The sequence below is a fragment of the Leifsonia sp. EB34 genome, assembly GCF_041260585.1.
Lineage (GTDB): Bacteria > Actinomycetota > Actinomycetes > Actinomycetales > Microbacteriaceae > Leifsonia.
In genome coordinates this window covers 1,174,398-1,190,390 of sequence record NZ_JBGCCV010000001.1, presented here as the reverse complement: position 1 = coordinate 1,190,390, position 15,993 = coordinate 1,174,398, and the positions used below count along the sequence as shown (strand labels likewise).

The window sequence follows — 15,993 nt, the reverse complement described above, 5'->3', positions numbered from 1 at the left end:
AAAACGGCCCGGACCCTTCCGGATGCCCGGCTTCGCCCCCTTAGCTCATTGGTAGAGCACTTCCTTGGTAAGGAAGAGGTAGTGGGTCCGATTCCCACAGGGGGCTCCGTCTCCCGGTCGCGACACCGGGAGGCTACGGCGGGGTAGCTCAGGTGGTTAGAGCACACGGCTCATAATCGTGGTGTCGCGGGTTCGAGTCCCGCCCTCGCTACATAGCTTGAAAACACTGGGAACGGCGGCTGATGATCAGCCGCCGTTTCGTCGTTGTCGGGGCGATTTGGACACAATTTGGACACACTCCGAATCACCGAGACTCACCTGGATTGCTTCTCGTGATGCTCTGGCGCCGTCTTACGTGACAATGCGCTGGTGTGATCGAGTGCCATCGAGGCGGCCTCATCGAGCCGCTGTGCGACGTCGTCGAGGTCATCGTTGAACAGGTCCGCGTAGACGTCCAACGTCATCGCCGCGGACGCGTGACCGAGCATGCGTTGGACCGCTTTGACGTTGGCGCCGGCAGACACGGCGAGACTCGCGGTCGTGTGCCGCAGGTCGTGGATGGTCATCGGTGACAGCTCCGCCCTGACCAGCGCCTTGTCGAACCACGAGTTCTCACGGATCGTAGGCGTCCTCTGGTGCTCGCCGAACCGACCCGGAAAGACTAGCTCCGTCTCGGTCTTGCCAGTGGTCGCCGCCCTAAGCCGCTCTGCTAGGAAGGCCGGGAACGGAACGCTGCGGCGCTTGTGGGTTTTCGGGGATCCGACGATTACTTCGCCCCGTACGAATACGGCGTTCTCCACGATGTGGAGGCGCCGCTTCTCAAGGTCGATGTCTTTGACCCGGAGCGCTGAGGCTTCGCCCCAGCGCAGCCCGGTGTAGCCGAGCAGGAGGATCAGAGTCGCGTTCTCCCCGCTGGCCTCAGCGAGTTTATGGAGTTGCTCGTGCGTGAGGTAGCGGTGCTCCTTGGAGACCTTCCTTGGTAGGGAGACACCACGGGCCGGGTTGGACGCGAGGCGGTGGTCGCGCACCGCGACGTCGAGGATCCCCGCCAGGATGCCGTAGCAGCGGTGCACGAGTGCAGGAGATTTCGGTTTTCCGATTCTTTCCCCGCCTGCGCTGAGATGCGACACCCACTGCTGCACATCGCTGTGCCGAATCTCGCCGATCGATCTGGTGCCCCAGGCGGGGCGGACATGCAGCCGCCAGGCCGATTCGATGACCGCAACAGAGGAGGGTTTGAGGTGCGTCTGCGAGCTCATCCACTGTTCGCCGAGGTCGCCGACAGTGGCGCGCGCCTCTGCGGCGTCGATGTAATCGCCTCGAGCCTTCTTGATCTCCACCGAGGCGAGGTACAGTTCGGCTTCGCGTTTCGTGCGGAAGCCGCGCTTGTTGGCCTGACTGTGGTCCGGCTTGCGATAGCGAACTCGGTACCGTCGTCCGGCGGCGCTCTCATACGCTTCGATGCTTCCCATCTCTGCTCCTTCCGCCCTGACCGCAGGGTGCTGTAGCCCCGGTTACGACTCAGCGGCTTCGGCGATCCCTGTCAGACCCGCGCTCGTGAGTAGCTGGGCGATGTCGGCTACTTCCTTCGTGATTCGGTCGAGGCGCTTTTCTACGTCTGCGTCAGACGCGATCAGGTCGGGGTCGCCTGAGGCCTTATCCGCGTCGAGCACGATGTGCAGTCGCTCGAGTTCACGTCGGAGAGTGCCCAGCTCACGTAGGGAGCTCAAGATTGCGATGTCGGCGCGTTCGGATGCGAGGCGCGGTCGATAGGAGCTTGCGGAGGTCGCAGATAGCCAGCTGTCGAACTCGGCCACCGTCATCCCGGTGAAGTCCTCGCTGAGGTTCGCAAGATCTAGTTGGGCATCGGGCTTGCCGATGGGGGCCAGAAGCATGCTGATGGGAACGTTCAGCCCGCGCGCGATATTGAGCAGTTGGCTGATGCTGATATCGGCTTTCCTGCCTGACTCGATGTTCTCGAGGATCGCCTCGGTTACGTTGCCGCCGGGAATGGCGCTCGCCAGCTCCGCCGTTGTTCGGTACCCACGCTCCCGCCGCGCCAAACGGATGCGGGTGCCGATGCTGTCGCCGGATCGAAAGTCTGCCATTTCGACAGCCTAGCCGTTGCATTGTTGTCAAGCTAGCGATCAAGTGCTACCGTTACTGCAACAACTCAAACGCTCCTAGGTTGTCGAAGCGGAGGAGACATGATGACAGGAGAATTCATTCAGCCCGCGGAAGTCGTTGAACTCACCGGACTGTCCATCGCAGCACTCGCCCAGTTGCGCTACCACGGCAAGGGGCCGCGGTTCTACAAGCCCACCCCGCGCACCGTGCTCTACAAGCGGTCGGAGGTGTTGGCATGGCTGGAAGCGAGCGCCCAGACGAAGACCGGAGTGTACGCTTAGGAGCTCCAGCTCCTGCTAGCCCTGGCGTCGTCCAGGATTTCGTAGACGGCTATCTGGTCCCCGTCGACCCGGCGGACTCGCTCCAGTGCGAGAGCTGTCAGTAGAACCGGCGGTTCACCCGGCGTGCCACCCAAGCGCGGCCCCTGTTCGGGGGTAGCGTGCGGCACCAAATGGAGCGGCTGATTCTTACCCAATCATCCATCCTCACGGCGCTCCCGCGCGCCCATTCGCGCTGACCCAGCGCACTCTGACGAGCCCTCCCGGCTCGAACCCGGTCCTTCGCATAGCCACCTCCGTCCCAGGAAGGTTGTGATCTCGTGGCTGGAGGAACCCAAGTCCGCACGCGGCCGGATGCTGTTCTCACGGAGTTGCTCCGTGAAGTCGACACGTTGCGACCGTACGTCCGCTTTCAACTGCGGGGCTGGCCCAATGAGGTCGACGCCGTTCTACAGGTCGCCCGGGAGACGGTGTGGCGCCGGTCCTCGACGTTTGACCCCCAGCGCGGTTCGCCGCACGCTTTCGTGTTCGGCATCACTCGCCGCGTCGTGCTTCGGGAGATCGAGCGGAAGCATGTCCCGATGGACGAGGTGCCGGACGACGTCGAGTCCGGCTCGGACATTGACCCACTGGAGGTGATGATCCGCCGGTTCGACGCGCATCGGTGGATGCTGCTGGTGGCCGATTTCGTCGGCCCATCCGACTGGCACGTGATGAGCGACCTGAGCCTGGCAGACGGCGACGCAGATCGGGTGGCAAGCGCCCATCAGCTGTCCAAGCGTGGGGTCCGTACGATCCATGACCGCGTGTGCCAGACCGCACGCACTGTGCTCGCCGCGCTTGCGGCCGCAGACGCCGGGCTGCCGCTTACGGGGTCCGTGATCGTGTCGTGCGTTCCCGAGATCGGTGGGTTGCGTGAGGTCGCAGGGATGGTCGGCGAAGATGCGGGCACCATCGCCGAGACCCTGCGCATCCATCCCGGCTCTGCGAGGGCGCGGATCGCGACCGCGAAACGGTTGCTGATGATCGCCCGGACCGTCCTGGAGCGAGAGGTGACGGCGTGATCAGCGTCGGCGCGGCTGCCGCTCACGCGGTGTCGCATCCGAAGACGACCCGGAACCTGCTGATCGTCGCGGCGGTCATCGTCCTGGACGTTCCTGTCGCGCTCGTCGCCGTCCCGGTGTCGCTCGTCCTCGCGATGGGCGCGAGCGGCTTCGGTGGTGGTGGGGGAGTGTGCGGCGGATCCGCCCCGTCGGTCGAGGCCGGCGAGAACGTGGACGGGTACGGGCCAGACCAGTTGAAGATCGCGGCGACAATCATCACCGTCGGCCAGCAGATGAGCGTGCCCCCGCATGGTCAGACTCTCGCGTTGATGGTCGCCATCGGCGAGTCCGGGCTACGGAACCTCGATCACGGTGACGCCGTTGACAACACCACCATCGGCGTCTTTCAACAAGGCGCCAGCTACGGCACTCCGGCGCAGCGAAGGAACCCGGCGACCGCGGCCGCCGCCTTCTACACCCGCATGCTGCACGTCCCGGACTGGCAGACGCTCGCGCCCACCCTGGTCGCCCACGCGGTCCAGATCAACGCCGACCCGAACCACTATGCCCCGTTCTGGACATCGGCCGAGCACGTCTTGGCGGCTCTGACCGGCGCGAGTGCGGGTACCTGTCAGGTGCCAGCGGACGCGCGCGCAGCCGCCGCCGTCCTGGTCGATGCGATCCAGGCGAAGAAGCTGAACTTCCTCGAGTCCCGCTACCAGCAGCAGGTCATCAACATGGCCGACGGGACGGCGACACCGGCCTGCACGATCGACGCGCACGTTCTCCAGCTGATCGTCGTCGCCGTCCAGTCGTTCCAACAGGTCGGCGTCAGCGACCTGAACCGGCGCTGCACCGGCATGACCCCCGGCGCAGGCACCGCGTCGGCGCACTGGAAGGGCAAGGCGGTCGACTTCTACGCGATCAACCGGCAGTCCCTCACTGGCGCGGACACGCTATCGGTCCAGCTGATCCACGTGCTGTACCCGTACGCCCCACACGGGTCATCGGCCGGGCAAAGCGACTGCCGCGCACGCGCCCACGTGTCGTTGGGCGTCTTGGCGAACATCACCAGCGACTTCCCCGACACCTGCAACCACCAACACATCCAGGTGCCCTGACCAACGAAGTCCGGAAGGTGCGCGCCAAAAGCTGCGTCGAACCGGAAGTTCCAAGTGAAGGCGCTTACGAAACCGAGGTGAATCGAGATGAACAAGAAGCTGATCGCAATCGCGGCTCTCTTCCCATTCCTTGCCCTGACGGGCTGTGCAGCAGCAAGTACTTCAGTGCCCAAGCCTTCGTTCACGACCGTCGCACTGGCCACACCGACCGCGACTCCGTCCAGCGACGCGACTCCCGCAGCTGACGGCATCGTCGACACCGTCTACGTGCAGGTGTTCCCCGGGAAGACCTTCAAGGCGAAGCACGGCTGCCGATGCACCCTCCCGGGATCGAACCAAGAACTTTTCCCGATGGGGACGCCAGTGCTCCTTGTGAAGTTCACGATGACCGGTGAATGGAAGCCCTCGCAAGGAAACCTGACCTACCAGGACGTCACCGGCACAACCCTGAAGGGGACCCAGTTCGATGGTCGGCCTGAGCCCGCTGTCCTGGACGCCGCCGACGGACCTGCCGTCGCCAAGGCCGCGGGGCTCGCGTGGCTGCCGAGCGGGCTCTTCCACGGCAAGTCGACCTGGAGGGTCCCGAACGACAAGGAACGCTCCTTCGCCGCCGCCTGGTATCTGCCTGCCGGCGTCGACCGGCTTCTCCTCACGATGGACGTCCCCTCCGAGGGGCAGCCCCTTCGTCTCACCGTCCCGCTGCCAGCGTCCGCGACGGACGCAGCGAATGCGAGCGGGGAGTAACCCCATGAACCTCCTGCTGAACGTGCTCGGCCTCCTGCTCGTCGTCGGCATCACCCTGCTCGGAATCGTCGGTTCCGGGCTGCTGGCGGCGAGCCGAATGGCTGAGACCGAAGAACCCGTGTCGAGAACAGATACCGCCGAAAGGAAGACCCAATCATGAACGCACTCAACGAAGCGCTCGTCACCGCGCATTCTCGCGCGGTCAACGTGTTGACGGTGAACAACCCGTCACCCGACTTCTCCGGTCCTGGCGTTGGCGCCCTCCAGTCGATCGCGAACGTCGTGTTCGCCATCGTGCTCACCCTCGGCGTGATCGGTGGCCTGATCGCGGCCGGGTTCATCGTCGTCGGCCACGTCTCCAGCAACGGACGTGTTCAGAAGATGGGCATCGTCGGCGTGGTGAGCTGCGTCGCGGGTGTTGCCGTCGCCGCCGGGATCGCGGGGCTGATCAACTGGGGCCAGTCACTTCACGTGGCGTGACATCATGCTCGCCATTGCTGCTGCTGCTCCTCCGGACCCGTTCTCGCCGAACTACGGCTGCTTCATGACCGACTTCGGCTGCCAAGCCTCACAAACCGTCGCCCAGTTCATGGGCTCCACCATCCGCAACCTTGGCGACTTCATCGCCACCATGGTCGCCGGCTCGTTCAACACCAACATCGACCCGAGCAGCTGGGAGATCGCCCACTCGCAGTTCCTGTTCTGGATCGCGGTCACCGCCCCCGTCATCCTCATCGTCGCCCTTGTGCAGATCGGGATAGCGATGATCCTGCAGGATTGGGCACGCATCGGGCGCACCGCCGCCGGCGCCGCCCTCGCCATCCCGTTCTCCGCCATCTGCGTATGGGGGATGCAGAAGGCATCGGGAGTGACCGACGCCGTGACCAGCAGCCTCACCTCCACCGTCCAAGGCGGCGACCTGAGCAGAGGGCTGCTGCGGGTGGTGGGGCTCTTGGACATCACCAAGCAAGCGCCCAACGCGGTCATGCACAACGCCCAATTCACCCAAAGCGGCGTCATCTTCACCATCGCCGCCCAAGGCGCCCAAGGTCCGGGCGCGGTCGGCGAATACGTGACGGCCTTGCTCGTGGTCGGGCTGATGATGATCGCTTCGCTCTTCCTCTTCATCGCCATGTCGATCCGCGAATTCGGGCTCCTCGCCCTCGCGGCGATGGCCCCGGTCGGGCTGATGATGATCGGCCAGCCCAAGCTCACCGCGTGGGCGCAACGATGGATGAACCTGACCATCGGCTTGCTGATCGCCAAACCCCTTGCCGCCGGCGTCGTCCTTCTCGCCGTCGAACTGACGAAAGGCAGCCTCAGCATCGGGGTCATCCTCGTCGCTGCCGGGGCCGTGATCGCTGCCTCGTTCAGTCCGTTGTGGGCGACGAAGCTCGTGTCCTTCGCCGGCGCGGAAGTCGGCACAGCTCTTCACCATCGGTTCTCGGTCCGCGACCAGTTCTCGCGCGTGAACACCGCCGCCGCTCCGGTCCGCTCCGCCGCCCGGGTCATCAAGGTTGGGAGATAGCCCATGACCACCTTCACCGCCGACCAGATCCTCACCGACGAAGGCGCACCCCGCGTCCGCTTTGCCGCCCGGGAACGACGAGGTATTTTCCTTGGCCTCACCTTCCTGCAGCTTGTCGTCATCGGCGCCGCTGTCGCCATCTTGCTGGCGACGCTGTTCATCAACGCCAACGCGTTCTGGGTGATGCTCCCGCTCATCGCGATGGTGATGTTTTTCGCGCTCGCTACCTACCGGCGTGAGCCCGTGCTCGTCATCGCCGCGCAGGCCGCCCGCTACGCCTACCGCAGTCTCAGCGGCCAGACCTCCTTCCGTCGCGACGTCTGGCTCCGGGTGACCATGGCATCACTGAGCGTCGGCCACGCCCAGGTCGCCGCGGTCGCACCCGTCGTCACCTCCAAGTTCCTTCTCCCCGGCGCCCTCGGCGACGTGCAGGTGATCCAGATCCCGGGCGCGGGCGGATTCATCTATAACGCTCGCGGCCGACTCGCATCCGTGACGGTCCGAGTTGGCTCCAGAGCGTGGGCGCTGCGAGACAAGGGCACCCAAGAGGCTGCCTACGACGGATTCGTCGAGTGGCTCAGTTCCTTGGAGAACCTCCCAGGTGTGCGGGAGACCACGATCCGCATCCGAGTTGACCGTGCGTCGTCGACCCAGCTGAAGGACTACCTCGTCGCTCGCGAGGATGAGTTTGGCCCGCAGGTGAGCGCGGAGTTGCGCGAGCAGTATTGGGCGCTGACGCGGGCGGCCTCCAAGCGATCCATGGGGTTCACCAGCTACATCACCCTCACCTTCGACACCGCCGCCCTCAACGGCGCCATCCGCGACGCCGGCAAGGGGCTCACTGGTCTGGCTGCGGTTCTCAAGGAACGCGTCGCGGGTATCGAAACCTCGATGGAGCACGCCCGGCTCACTCCGGCCGGCTGGCTCACCGCTGACGAGCTCGACGAGTTGAACGCGCTGTCCTCCGATCCGGTCGCTGCAGCGACGCGGCGCGAGCAGGACTCCGACGTCGTCTCGGTGCCGTCGCCGGTGATGGGGATAGACGAGGGCTGGGATTCGATGCGGGTCGACCAGTCCTGGCATCAAACGTTCTGGGTCGCTGAATGGCCGCGCACCGACGTCCGCACCGGCTTCCTTGAGCCCCTGCTCTACGCCGGGGATGCGACGCGGGTGATCACGCTGCAGGTTCGCCCGGTGGCCACGCACAAGGCGCTGGCCCAGCTGAACCGCGCCCAGTCGGATATGGAGACCGCCGCGACGATCCGGATGAAGCTGTCCTCCCGGATCCCGCTCACCCACCTCCGCGAAGAAGAAGACCTCGCTGTGCGCGAGCACGACCTCGTCGACGGATTCGGCGACGTCCAGTACCGCGGCTTCGTCACCATCTCCGCCGAATCAAAAGACGCCCTCGCCAAAGCCCGGACGGACATCGAGCAGGCCTCGCACCCCGCCCGCCTCGTCCTCGCATCAATGTCCGGCCAACAAGCGGCCGGGTTCGTCACCACGGCGCTGCCGGTCCCGCTGGAAGGGGAATGAGATGAAGCAGTCAGCCGTCATCGGCCGCATCCCAGCGAACGAGAAGCCCGGCGCCAACAGCCGCAACCGCCAGTCCACCCTTTCGGACAAGAACCCAAGCTGGAAGCTCCAGTCCGCGGAGCTGCCGGCGTCGAAAATGCCGACCTGGGGGTGGAAGCGGCCCCACAACCTGCGTGGCCCACTACGCGCCACCCCACCCGCACACCGGTGCTCCTCCAAAGTCCTCGGCGGCGCGTATCCATTCCTCGCTGAGACTGGGGACATTCTCACTGGGGCGTACATCGGGGAGAACCTCCTCTCGCGTGCCCCGTTTTGCTTCGACCCATGGGACGCCTACTCCGCCGAAGCCGTCCGCTCTCACTCTGTTGCCATCCTCGGAGTGAAGGGCACCGGCAAGTCGATGCTCGCAAAATCCTGGTCCTCCCGCCTCGCCCGGCTGGGACGCAAGGTCGCGGTCCCGCACGACCCGAACGGGGAGTGGGTGCGCGTCGCCTCCTATGTCGGTGGCACCTCCATCTCCGTCGGCCCAGGCAAGGCCGCCCGAATCAACCTGCTCGACGAGGGACCGCGGGACCCGTCGTTCTCGCATGAGGACTGGAACCAGAACGTCCTCCAATACCGGCGCGCCACCGTGAAGACGATCATCCGCCGCCTCCGCGAAGGCGGGAACCTGGAACCGGTCGAGCACACCGCTCTCGACGTCGCCCTCGACGCGCTTCGAGGCCAGTCCACGGTCACCATCACCCACGTGTATGACCGCCTCGTCGATCCCCACCAAATCCAGCCGCTCGAGGTGGTCGAGGCTGGCCACCGGCTCGCGCATTCGCTGCGCCGGATGGTCTCCGGCGACCTCACCGGGTTTTTCGACGGACCTTCCACTGTCCGTTTCGACGCCGACGCCCCGATGATGGTCGTCGACACCTCCGCCCTGAAAGGAGCCTCACCCGAAGCGCAGGCGCTGGCCCGGCTCGCGACGGCGAACTGGATTCGCCGATCCTCCTTGGGTGCGAACCGGCAGGCGCGGGTGATCATTCACGAGGAGGCTGCCGTCGAGCTGCTCAACGACGTCTCCGGAGGCGACGGCCTCGCAGACCGCGTCGAGGATGAGAAGGTAGCCCGCCATCTCGGCATCTCTAACTGGTACCTCTTGCACCGGGTTGCCGACCTCGACGCGCTTGGCGACCACAACAGTGCTCTCCACTCTCGAGCACTTGGTCTCCTTGCGGACTGCGAGACCCGGATCTCATACGCGCAGCACTCGGGGGAGATTGCGCGGTCGCGGGAGATCTTGGGCTGGAACGACACTCAGGCCGACCTCGTCCGCAAACTCCACAAGGGCGAAGGGCTCTGGCAGATCGGCCAGGACCGCGTCGCCAAGGTGCGCAACATCTGCACCGACTACGAACTCGGCATCTTCCGCACCGACGCCATGGGCGGCGAACGCGCATGAGAACCCACGGCTCCTCCTGGACGCACGTTGCCCTCTACAGCCTGTTCGCGATCGTCGTCGCGGGCGCATTAGCTACCGGCGTCGCGAGCGCGACCATCACCACGACTTGTGACGGTGGCGGCCAGCCGGGCAGCGTCTTCGCTGGCCTGCAACTGGCAATAAGCGGCGACCCGAGCGGGTTCGCCCTAGTGCCCGGATGCACGGCACCCGTGATAATGATCCGCGTCCTCGATCTGCTTACTGTCTTCCTTCTTCTCAGCGCGACTGCAGGCGGGGTGGTCTGGTGGCTTCGTTACCGGCAGTCAGACCGGTACTTCATCCGCGATCTCCGGGGGCGGGACGGGCTCGCCAAGCCCGGCGAAGTCCGCAAGCACACGTCCGCGCGTACAGCCCTCCACCGGGCCAAAACGCTTCGCCCGTCGCTGGTCGATCCGTCGCCAGCTGCGGCGGGGTGGAAAGTCGGCAGCGCCCATGGGCAGGACGTCTATGTCTCGATCGAGGACTCGATCGTCGTCGAGGGCGCGCCCCGTTCCGGGAAGGGGTACCGGTTCATCATCAACGCCATCCTCGACTGGGACGGTCCGCTGATCACCACCTCCACGCGGAACGACAACCTCTCCGCCACGATGCGCGAACGCGCTCGGGTCGGCGAGGTCACCGTCTTTGACCCTCAAGAGCTCACCGGTGTTCGCTCCGGCCTGCGAATCTCGCCGGTAGCCGGTTGCGAGGATCCGCTCGTCGCGGACCAGCGCGGTCAGGCGATCATCGCCGGAACCGCCCTCGGTGCGTCCAAGACCAACCAGGAATGGGCGCAGGTGTCCTCCAACGTACTGTCCCGACTCCTGCACGCCGCCGCAGTCTCGGGCCGCGGGACGGACGCGTTGGCGCGGTGGGGATCCAATCCCCGGATCGCGCGGGAAGCCGTCAGCGTGCTCGCCAACCAAGGAACGCCAGGCTGGTCCGAGGACCTGGACGCGATCATCAACGGCGACGAGAAGCTCCTGGCCAACACCTGGTTCGGCGTCTTCGGCGCACTCCGCCCGCTTTCCATCCCCGCGATCCGGAACGCGATGACGCCCGGGCCGGGGGAGCAGTTCGACCTCGATGCGTTCCTCGCCGACTCGAACAGCCTCTATCTCGTGGGCACCGGCGCTGGCGCAGGGTCCGTCGGCGGGTTCCTCGGCGCAGTCCTCGACGACGTCGTCGAGACCGCGCGCCGCAAAGCCCTCGCCTCTCCCGGCTCCCGCCTCGACCTCCCACTGGCGGTGATTCTCGATGAGATCGCGAACATGTTCTCGTGGCCGGCATTGCCGCGGATTATGGCCGACGGCGGCGGCATCGGCATCTCCACCATCGTTGTCCTCCAAGCCCTCTCCCAAGCCGAGACCGCCTGGTCTCGGTCGGAGGCCGACACGATCTGGTCCGCCGCCACGGCGAAGCTCCTCCTCGGTAGCGCGTCCGATGTCGACCACCTCCGCGACATCGAATCCCTCCTCGGCACGCGGCGGATCCGGAACACCGGGCACTCCTATAACGACAACGGGTCGTCCACGAACGTGCAGAACGAGAAGGTGCCCGTGATGACGCTCGACGAGATCCGCCGCATGCCAGAAACAGTCGGGCTCCTCGCGTACCGGAACCGCCGGGGCATTCTGCTCGACCTGCGGGGATGGACTGATCGCGACGACGCCCGTCAGGTCAGCGCGGGTAGGAAGCTCACCGAGCTCGACCAGCAGCTGGTGTTTGCCGAACAGTATCAAGCCGCATTGGATCGCCGGGGTTCAGCGGGGGAGGGAAACTGATGTCCAACCGTCGTCGGCCCTCACGGGATAACAGCTACCGCAGTCGCTACCTGCACTCGCTGGCCTGGTTCGGCCGGCGTGACCGCTGGTTCGTTGACGAAGAACACCGCAAGGGCACTGTCCGCTGCGCCCTGTGCCTTGGCGCCGGGAGCCCACGCTCGCTCGAGTTGCACCACCTGGACTACCGGGGCGTCACCCAGACCCCCTACGGCTGGACCGCCCGCGAGAAGCATGAGGACCTGACCGCACTGCACCCGCGCTGCCACGAGTACGTGCATCTGCTGATCGAGCGCGACCGTGCGCTCTCGGGTTTCGTCTCCCGCCGCACCGCTTCCATCCAGGCGATCGCCCGGCTCCAGGCCAAGATCGCCCACTACATCGAAGCATCTCTGGAGCAGCAGTGACCGACGACATCCCGCTCGACGACCTCGTCGCCTCACTCGCCGACGGATGGGAGAGCCAAGCGCCCCGGCAGAGTCCAGGGATGCTCGGCATCCGCGTCATCAACTGGCGCACCCTCGAAGACGAGGACGCCCCGCAAGTCTGGACCGACCTCCGGAGCTGGGTGGCCTGGTTCGCCCACCGCTACAATCTGGCCTCCCGCAAGATCCCGCCGTGCTGGTTCAGGCACGGCGCGCTTGTCGAAGAACTCTCGGCGCTTCACACCGCGTGGCTGGTCTCCTACGACAGCCTCGACGCCGGCTACGGACCCATCGGTTGGCACGAACGCCTCGCCGTCGCCATGCCGCGTCTGGCCACCTGGTACAACGGCGAATGCCACAACGGCCACACCGAACTCCCACAAGGCGACGACGCCGTCCACGCGGAATGGGCGGACTGGATTCGCCGAAGCCACGCCAATCCGTAGGCGGAACGCCACTGATTGCGCGCCGCCTGCGCGCATTTTCTGCCCGCGAATCGGAAGTTCTAAGTGAGAGCGACCCGACCATCGGGCGCGAAAGGAAAGGAACAGAACGATGAGCACACGAGTCCCGATCAGCATCGAAGGCAACCTCGTCGCCGACCCCGACTACGGCGAATCTCAGAACGGCACCAAGTTCGCCAAGTTCACCGTCGCCGTCACCGACCGCAAGCTCGAAGACGGCAAGTGGGTCGACGGCGACACCCAGTACCACCGCACCACCGTCTTCGGCCGCACCGCCGAGAACGTCCGCGCCAGCCTCGCCAAGGGCGACACCGTCATCGTCAACGGCAACCTCGAGTTCCGCCACTGGACCGACCAGGCCACCGGCGAGCCCCGAGCCGCTACCGAAGTCGTCGCAGACAGTGTCGGCCCCTCCCTCCGCTACACCACCGCGGAGGTCACCCGCCGCGCCCCAAAAGCTGACGGCCCGGACGCACCGGCGACCAGGCCGCTCGCAGCTCCGAAGACGTTTAGTCCAGCCGCGTTGTCCTGACACGGAGAGCAAAGGGGCCGGCGTGAGCCGGCCTCTTTGCTCTTGTCCGTCAGTCCGCTGGATCTGGGACTGAGAGATGAGCCAGATCCAGCCGTTCGCTCCGACGAAGCATGGCGAGAGTGAACTCGTCGTCACTGCTGATCATGGCTTCGATGCTCGCTACTGCGTTCTCGCACCCTGGGATGTTCCGCTTGTCAGCGTTCGAGGGCTTGCATGTGCGCGCGAGAGCATCACCGAAAGCGTCCCAGAGCACTTGTCGGTCGTCACCCGTGGGGCGAGAACCGTACTCGGGGAATAGCTTTCGTGCGATCTCCTTGTAGCTTCTGGTCGTTGCTAGCCAACTCCGGATCCCGTCAGATGGTTCCGGAAGCTCATCTGAAGGGGCGGGGAGTTCGCCTGCGTGTACGACAACGTGCAGGGTGAGATCCATTGGAAACGAGACCCATGAGCTCGCTTCGACGCGAAGCTCCTCAATCTCCTCCATTGCTGCCGCAAGCGACTCTTCGCCGCGAAGTACGCTCTTCGCGACGACGCTCTGCAGCGGAGTCAGCCAGGGTGAAATCTCGTCGGGGAAGGCATGCCGAGAGAATCGGCGCCCGACCAGCTGTGCAAACTTTCGTTGTCCGAGCTCGTCTGAGAGTCCGTCGCTGAACTCGTACTGCACTAAGGCCGTCTTTTGAATTGTTGCAACGTGATCGAGGTCGGCGAAGAAGTCCGGTCCAATGCCCGGCAGGTGGACGAACCGCGGGCGGGCCCCTTCGCGTGCGCCACGCGACGTCGCCTCGTCCAGTCGTCTCACCGTCGCAACGAGCACTGCCGTGGTCTTCTTTTGCACGACATCGCATGTTTGCGAGATGATCACTGCACCGTGTGGCGTCCGGCGCCTCAACCAACCTTGAAATCGTACTTCGGGGACCGATCGTACGTTCGCCACCATCCCCTGACGTAACGTCAGGCAAAATCGATGGACCGCGGACGGGAGCGGTCTCCCCTTACGCGGTCTCAACGCCCATCAGAGCGGCGAGCGAGACCGGGAGTCGGTTGATGTCTGCAGACCCGGACGAGACGGCTCGTCGAAGCGCGTCGTAGGGACTTAGGCCGTCAGAATCGGGACGCATCAATGCGTCACGCCGCTCCGACGGAGAAATGCCGGGCATGGACGCAACAACCGCTGACACCTTTGAAAGCCATTCGTGATTGTGCGCATTCATCGTGTCACCCGCCGCCCAGTGATGCACTGCACGCCGCGATACGCCAAACAGACGAGCGATCTGATCCCATGTGAGTCCGGAGACATCTCTGAGGCTTCGCAGCATCTCGGCCGAACCGGCGTGCGCAGAAACTTCCTCTCGCCTCGGCTCTGTGCTGATGAACACTGATGTTCGCGGTGCATGACCCACGATGGGTGCGGATTCAGGGAGAGCGGCAGCGCCCGTTGTTGTCGCGCTAACGAGCCCGAAAACGATAAGGCTGGCAGCAATCGTCCCTCTTGCATTCATGGGATCAGTGAGAACGACGCCGTTGGTGGTCGCAGACGAAAGGCTCACTTCGTGCCACCCCCAAAACGCTCAAGGAACGGGTTGTCAACCGCCCACCTAAAGAAACCGTATCCCAGCGAGGACAGCTCACGCGTGTTGGCAATCAATTCAGAAGGGCTGAACGGCTGTTTCCGTTCGGAGAATGCATCAAGGTCAAGCATCCAGCTATTCGTGTTCACGCCTTCGATAGTTGGATCAATGCTCGCGCCAGGAGGAAGGATGGCCCACTTCGCGAGGAGGTTCCCTTTCGACGTCGAATAAAGGGTCTCCGAAAGCGTGTGCTGCACTCGGACGTCGTCTAGTCCCGGAAGGTTCTTTCCTCCTAGCAACAGAGGGTTAATCTCGTTGGACAGTTCGTCCATATCTCCCGGCTCATGCACCCGGTTGACATATCGGTAGCCCGTCCGAATCACTCGAGGTATCGAGGTTACCTCAGCGATCGCGGTCAGGACCTCGAGGAAGCGCGCGCAGAAGTCGTCCCGGGAGGTGTACTCAGTGGTCTCGAGGGTCGCGAACGTAGACGCAAAATAGAACCGCCACGTCTCCTCGACGGACGAAAAGCGATAGACGGTGCCAACCTCGGATTGCGAGACACCCTGCGGTGTGATGTTGAACTGCGTCTCTTTGCTGACTCCCTTAATCGGGTACGCATGAGCGACGCGCTGTTCCAGCTGCTGCACAACTTCATCGAATCGCGCGTTGCTGAACTGTGTTAGTTCATCCCAGCGAACCTGGGCAAGTACCCGGATCAGGGGTGCAGACTCAAGATGTACCTCGTCCCACTCGCCGGGCTGAAACGGTCCAAGCTCAACGGTGCTGCTCATGCTTCACACCCTACTTCACACACCTATCAATCGTCTGTACCCAATTTGAGTGTTCGTGATTGTTACGGTTTTGGGCCGATCCCACTTCTCCTCCTCCAGGGACGTTGTTGAGCATGCTGCCAGGAGCGCTCGTGCGAACGTAACTATGCGGCGCCGGAGGTCTGGTGGAAACTGAGTAGGTGAGTGAAGGCGCGCCGCTGCCAATCCCGATGGGCGTTTCGGGGGAGCAAGCGATTGAACTTTGCCGACGCTGGATGATTCATCTCGGCGCCGTCGATGCCGTTTCCGCTAGCGGTGAAGTTCGTCGCACATGCGACATTTACAGCCAGCGTTTTGTCGCATGGGTGGACAACCACCGCGGGAACCTCGAGCCGGATCTCGTTGATCGCGCTGCTCAAGTGTCCGCTTCCGACGGTCGTCAGGCGTTGGTTTTCGTTCGTGGCGGCGTCCTGCCCGAAGCCCAGCGGCGGGCGGATGCCTACGGTGTTGCACTCTTTTGTTTCATCGCAATGGATGGTTCCCTTGAGGGCGCGAACTCAGTAGGCTTCACGCTCCGCGCGAGAGGCCTCGCTTGACCAGCTGTC

19 protein-coding genes and 2 tRNA genes are annotated in these 15,993 nt (G+C 64.5%); 16 read left to right on the top strand and 5 right to left on the bottom strand.

Translation table 11 applies throughout. The features are described 5' to 3' along the window. Positions 1 to 34: 34 nt before the first annotated feature. Together ABIA36_RS05620 and ABIA36_RS05615 are read left to right on the top strand one after the other, a co-directional pair. Positions 35 to 106, top strand: a tRNA-Thr gene (locus ABIA36_RS05620). A gap of 31 nt (positions 107 to 137) precedes the next feature. Beyond that, positions 138 to 211 (top strand) — tRNA-Met (locus ABIA36_RS05615). A gap of 103 nt (positions 212 to 314) precedes the next feature. Here the strand turns inward: ABIA36_RS05615 and ABIA36_RS05610 are convergent. Both ABIA36_RS05610 and ABIA36_RS05605 read right to left on the bottom strand, forming a co-directional pair. After that, complete coding sequence (locus tag ABIA36_RS05610; RefSeq protein ID WP_369961291.1) at positions 315 to 1,472, bottom strand: tyrosine-type recombinase/integrase; 1,158 nt, start codon at positions 1,470 to 1,472, stop codon at positions 315 to 317. Positions 1,473 to 1,514: 42 nt separating this feature from the next. Further along, positions 1,515 to 2,108, bottom strand: a complete 594-nt coding sequence (locus ABIA36_RS05605; protein ID WP_369961290.1) for a helix-turn-helix transcriptional regulator — start codon at positions 2,106 to 2,108, stop codon at positions 1,515 to 1,517. 99 nt (positions 2,109 to 2,207) lie between these two features. Between ABIA36_RS05605 and ABIA36_RS05600 the strand changes: the two genes are divergently transcribed. The 13 genes from ABIA36_RS05600 to ABIA36_RS05540 all read left to right on the top strand — a co-directional run bounded on the left by ABIA36_RS05600 (position 2,208) and on the right by ABIA36_RS05540 (position 13,047). Further along, positions 2,208 to 2,408, top strand: coding sequence for a helix-turn-helix transcriptional regulator (locus tag ABIA36_RS05600; protein WP_369961289.1), 201 nt, complete (start codon positions 2,208 to 2,210; stop codon positions 2,406 to 2,408). A 317-nt stretch (positions 2,409 to 2,725) separates the two neighbouring features. Continuing rightward, positions 2,726 to 3,469 (top strand): sigma factor, encoded by a 744-nt coding sequence (locus tag ABIA36_RS05595; RefSeq protein ID WP_369961288.1) that lies wholly within the window; start codon positions 2,726 to 2,728, stop codon positions 3,467 to 3,469. Then, entirely contained in the window at positions 3,466 to 4,569 is a 1,104-nt protein-coding gene (locus tag ABIA36_RS05590) for a hypothetical protein (protein WP_369961287.1), read from the top strand. The genes ABIA36_RS05595 and ABIA36_RS05590 overlap by 4 nt, the downstream gene beginning before the upstream one ends. Positions 4,570 to 4,734: 165 nt before the next feature. Beyond that, positions 4,735 to 5,313: a hypothetical protein gene (locus ABIA36_RS05585; protein WP_369961286.1), complete on the top strand. Its 579-nt coding sequence runs from the start codon at positions 4,735 to 4,737 to the stop codon at positions 5,311 to 5,313. A 4-nt stretch (positions 5,314 to 5,317) separates the two neighbouring features. After that, entirely contained in the window at positions 5,318 to 5,473 is a 156-nt protein-coding gene (locus ABIA36_RS05580) for a hypothetical protein (RefSeq protein WP_369961285.1), read from the top strand. After that, positions 5,470 to 5,793, top strand: a complete 324-nt coding sequence (locus ABIA36_RS05575; RefSeq protein ID WP_369961284.1) for a hypothetical protein — start codon at positions 5,470 to 5,472, stop codon at positions 5,791 to 5,793. Before ABIA36_RS05580 ends, ABIA36_RS05575 begins: the two co-directional genes overlap by 4 nt. A 4-nt stretch (positions 5,794 to 5,797) precedes the next feature. After that, positions 5,798 to 6,841 carry a hypothetical protein gene (locus tag ABIA36_RS05570; RefSeq protein ID WP_369961283.1) on the top strand — a complete coding sequence of 348 codons (1,044 nt, stop codon included), beginning with the start codon at positions 5,798 to 5,800 and terminating at the stop codon, positions 6,839 to 6,841. Between the two features lie 3 nt (positions 6,842 to 6,844). Beyond that, a complete protein-coding gene (locus tag ABIA36_RS05565) occupies positions 6,845 to 8,377 on the top strand; it encodes an SCO6880 family protein (RefSeq protein ID WP_369961282.1) in 1,533 nt (510 codons plus the stop codon). Position 8,378: 1 nt separating this feature from the next. After that, on the top strand, positions 8,379 to 9,827 hold the full coding sequence (locus tag ABIA36_RS05560; protein ID WP_369961281.1) for a hypothetical protein: 1,449 nt from the start codon (positions 8,379 to 8,381) through the stop codon (positions 9,825 to 9,827). After that, positions 9,824 to 11,629, top strand: a complete 1,806-nt coding sequence (locus ABIA36_RS05555) for a type IV secretory system conjugative DNA transfer family protein (protein WP_369961280.1) — start codon at positions 9,824 to 9,826, stop codon at positions 11,627 to 11,629. Before ABIA36_RS05560 ends, ABIA36_RS05555 begins: the two co-directional genes overlap by 4 nt. After that, a complete protein-coding gene (locus ABIA36_RS05550; protein ID WP_369961279.1) occupies positions 11,629 to 12,033 on the top strand; it encodes a hypothetical protein in 405 nt (134 codons plus the stop codon). Before ABIA36_RS05555 ends, ABIA36_RS05550 begins: the two co-directional genes overlap by 1 nt. Continuing rightward, positions 12,030 to 12,497, top strand: coding sequence for a hypothetical protein (locus ABIA36_RS05545; protein WP_369961278.1), 468 nt, complete (start codon positions 12,030 to 12,032; stop codon positions 12,495 to 12,497). The genes ABIA36_RS05550 and ABIA36_RS05545 overlap by 4 nt, the downstream gene beginning before the upstream one ends. A 109-nt stretch (positions 12,498 to 12,606) precedes the next feature. Beyond that, positions 12,607 to 13,047: a single-stranded DNA-binding protein gene (locus ABIA36_RS05540; protein ID WP_369961277.1), complete on the top strand. Its 441-nt coding sequence runs from the start codon at positions 12,607 to 12,609 to the stop codon at positions 13,045 to 13,047. Between the two features lie 49 nt (positions 13,048 to 13,096). Here ABIA36_RS05540 and ABIA36_RS05535 read toward each other — a convergent pair whose 3' ends face one another. The 3 genes from ABIA36_RS05535 to ABIA36_RS05525 form a co-directional block, all read right to left on the bottom strand. After that, on the bottom strand, positions 13,097 to 13,882 hold the full coding sequence (locus ABIA36_RS05535; protein WP_369961276.1) for a hypothetical protein: 786 nt from the start codon (positions 13,880 to 13,882) through the stop codon (positions 13,097 to 13,099). Between the two features lie 157 nt (positions 13,883 to 14,039). Further along, the gene (locus ABIA36_RS05530) at positions 14,040 to 14,363 is read right to left on the bottom strand and encodes a helix-turn-helix domain-containing protein (RefSeq protein ID WP_369962082.1); all 324 of its coding nucleotides are present in this window, start codon (positions 14,361 to 14,363) and stop codon (positions 14,040 to 14,042) included. 227 nt (positions 14,364 to 14,590) lie between these two features. Beyond that, positions 14,591 to 15,409, bottom strand: a complete 819-nt coding sequence (locus tag ABIA36_RS05525) for a TIGR04255 family protein (RefSeq protein ID WP_369961275.1) — start codon at positions 15,407 to 15,409, stop codon at positions 14,591 to 14,593. Positions 15,410 to 15,588: 179 nt separating this feature from the next. Between ABIA36_RS05525 and ABIA36_RS05520 the strand changes: the two genes are divergently transcribed. Next, complete coding sequence (locus tag ABIA36_RS05520) at positions 15,589 to 15,984, top strand: hypothetical protein (RefSeq protein ID WP_369961274.1); 396 nt, start codon at positions 15,589 to 15,591, stop codon at positions 15,982 to 15,984. Positions 15,985 to 15,993 lie beyond the last annotated feature (9 nt).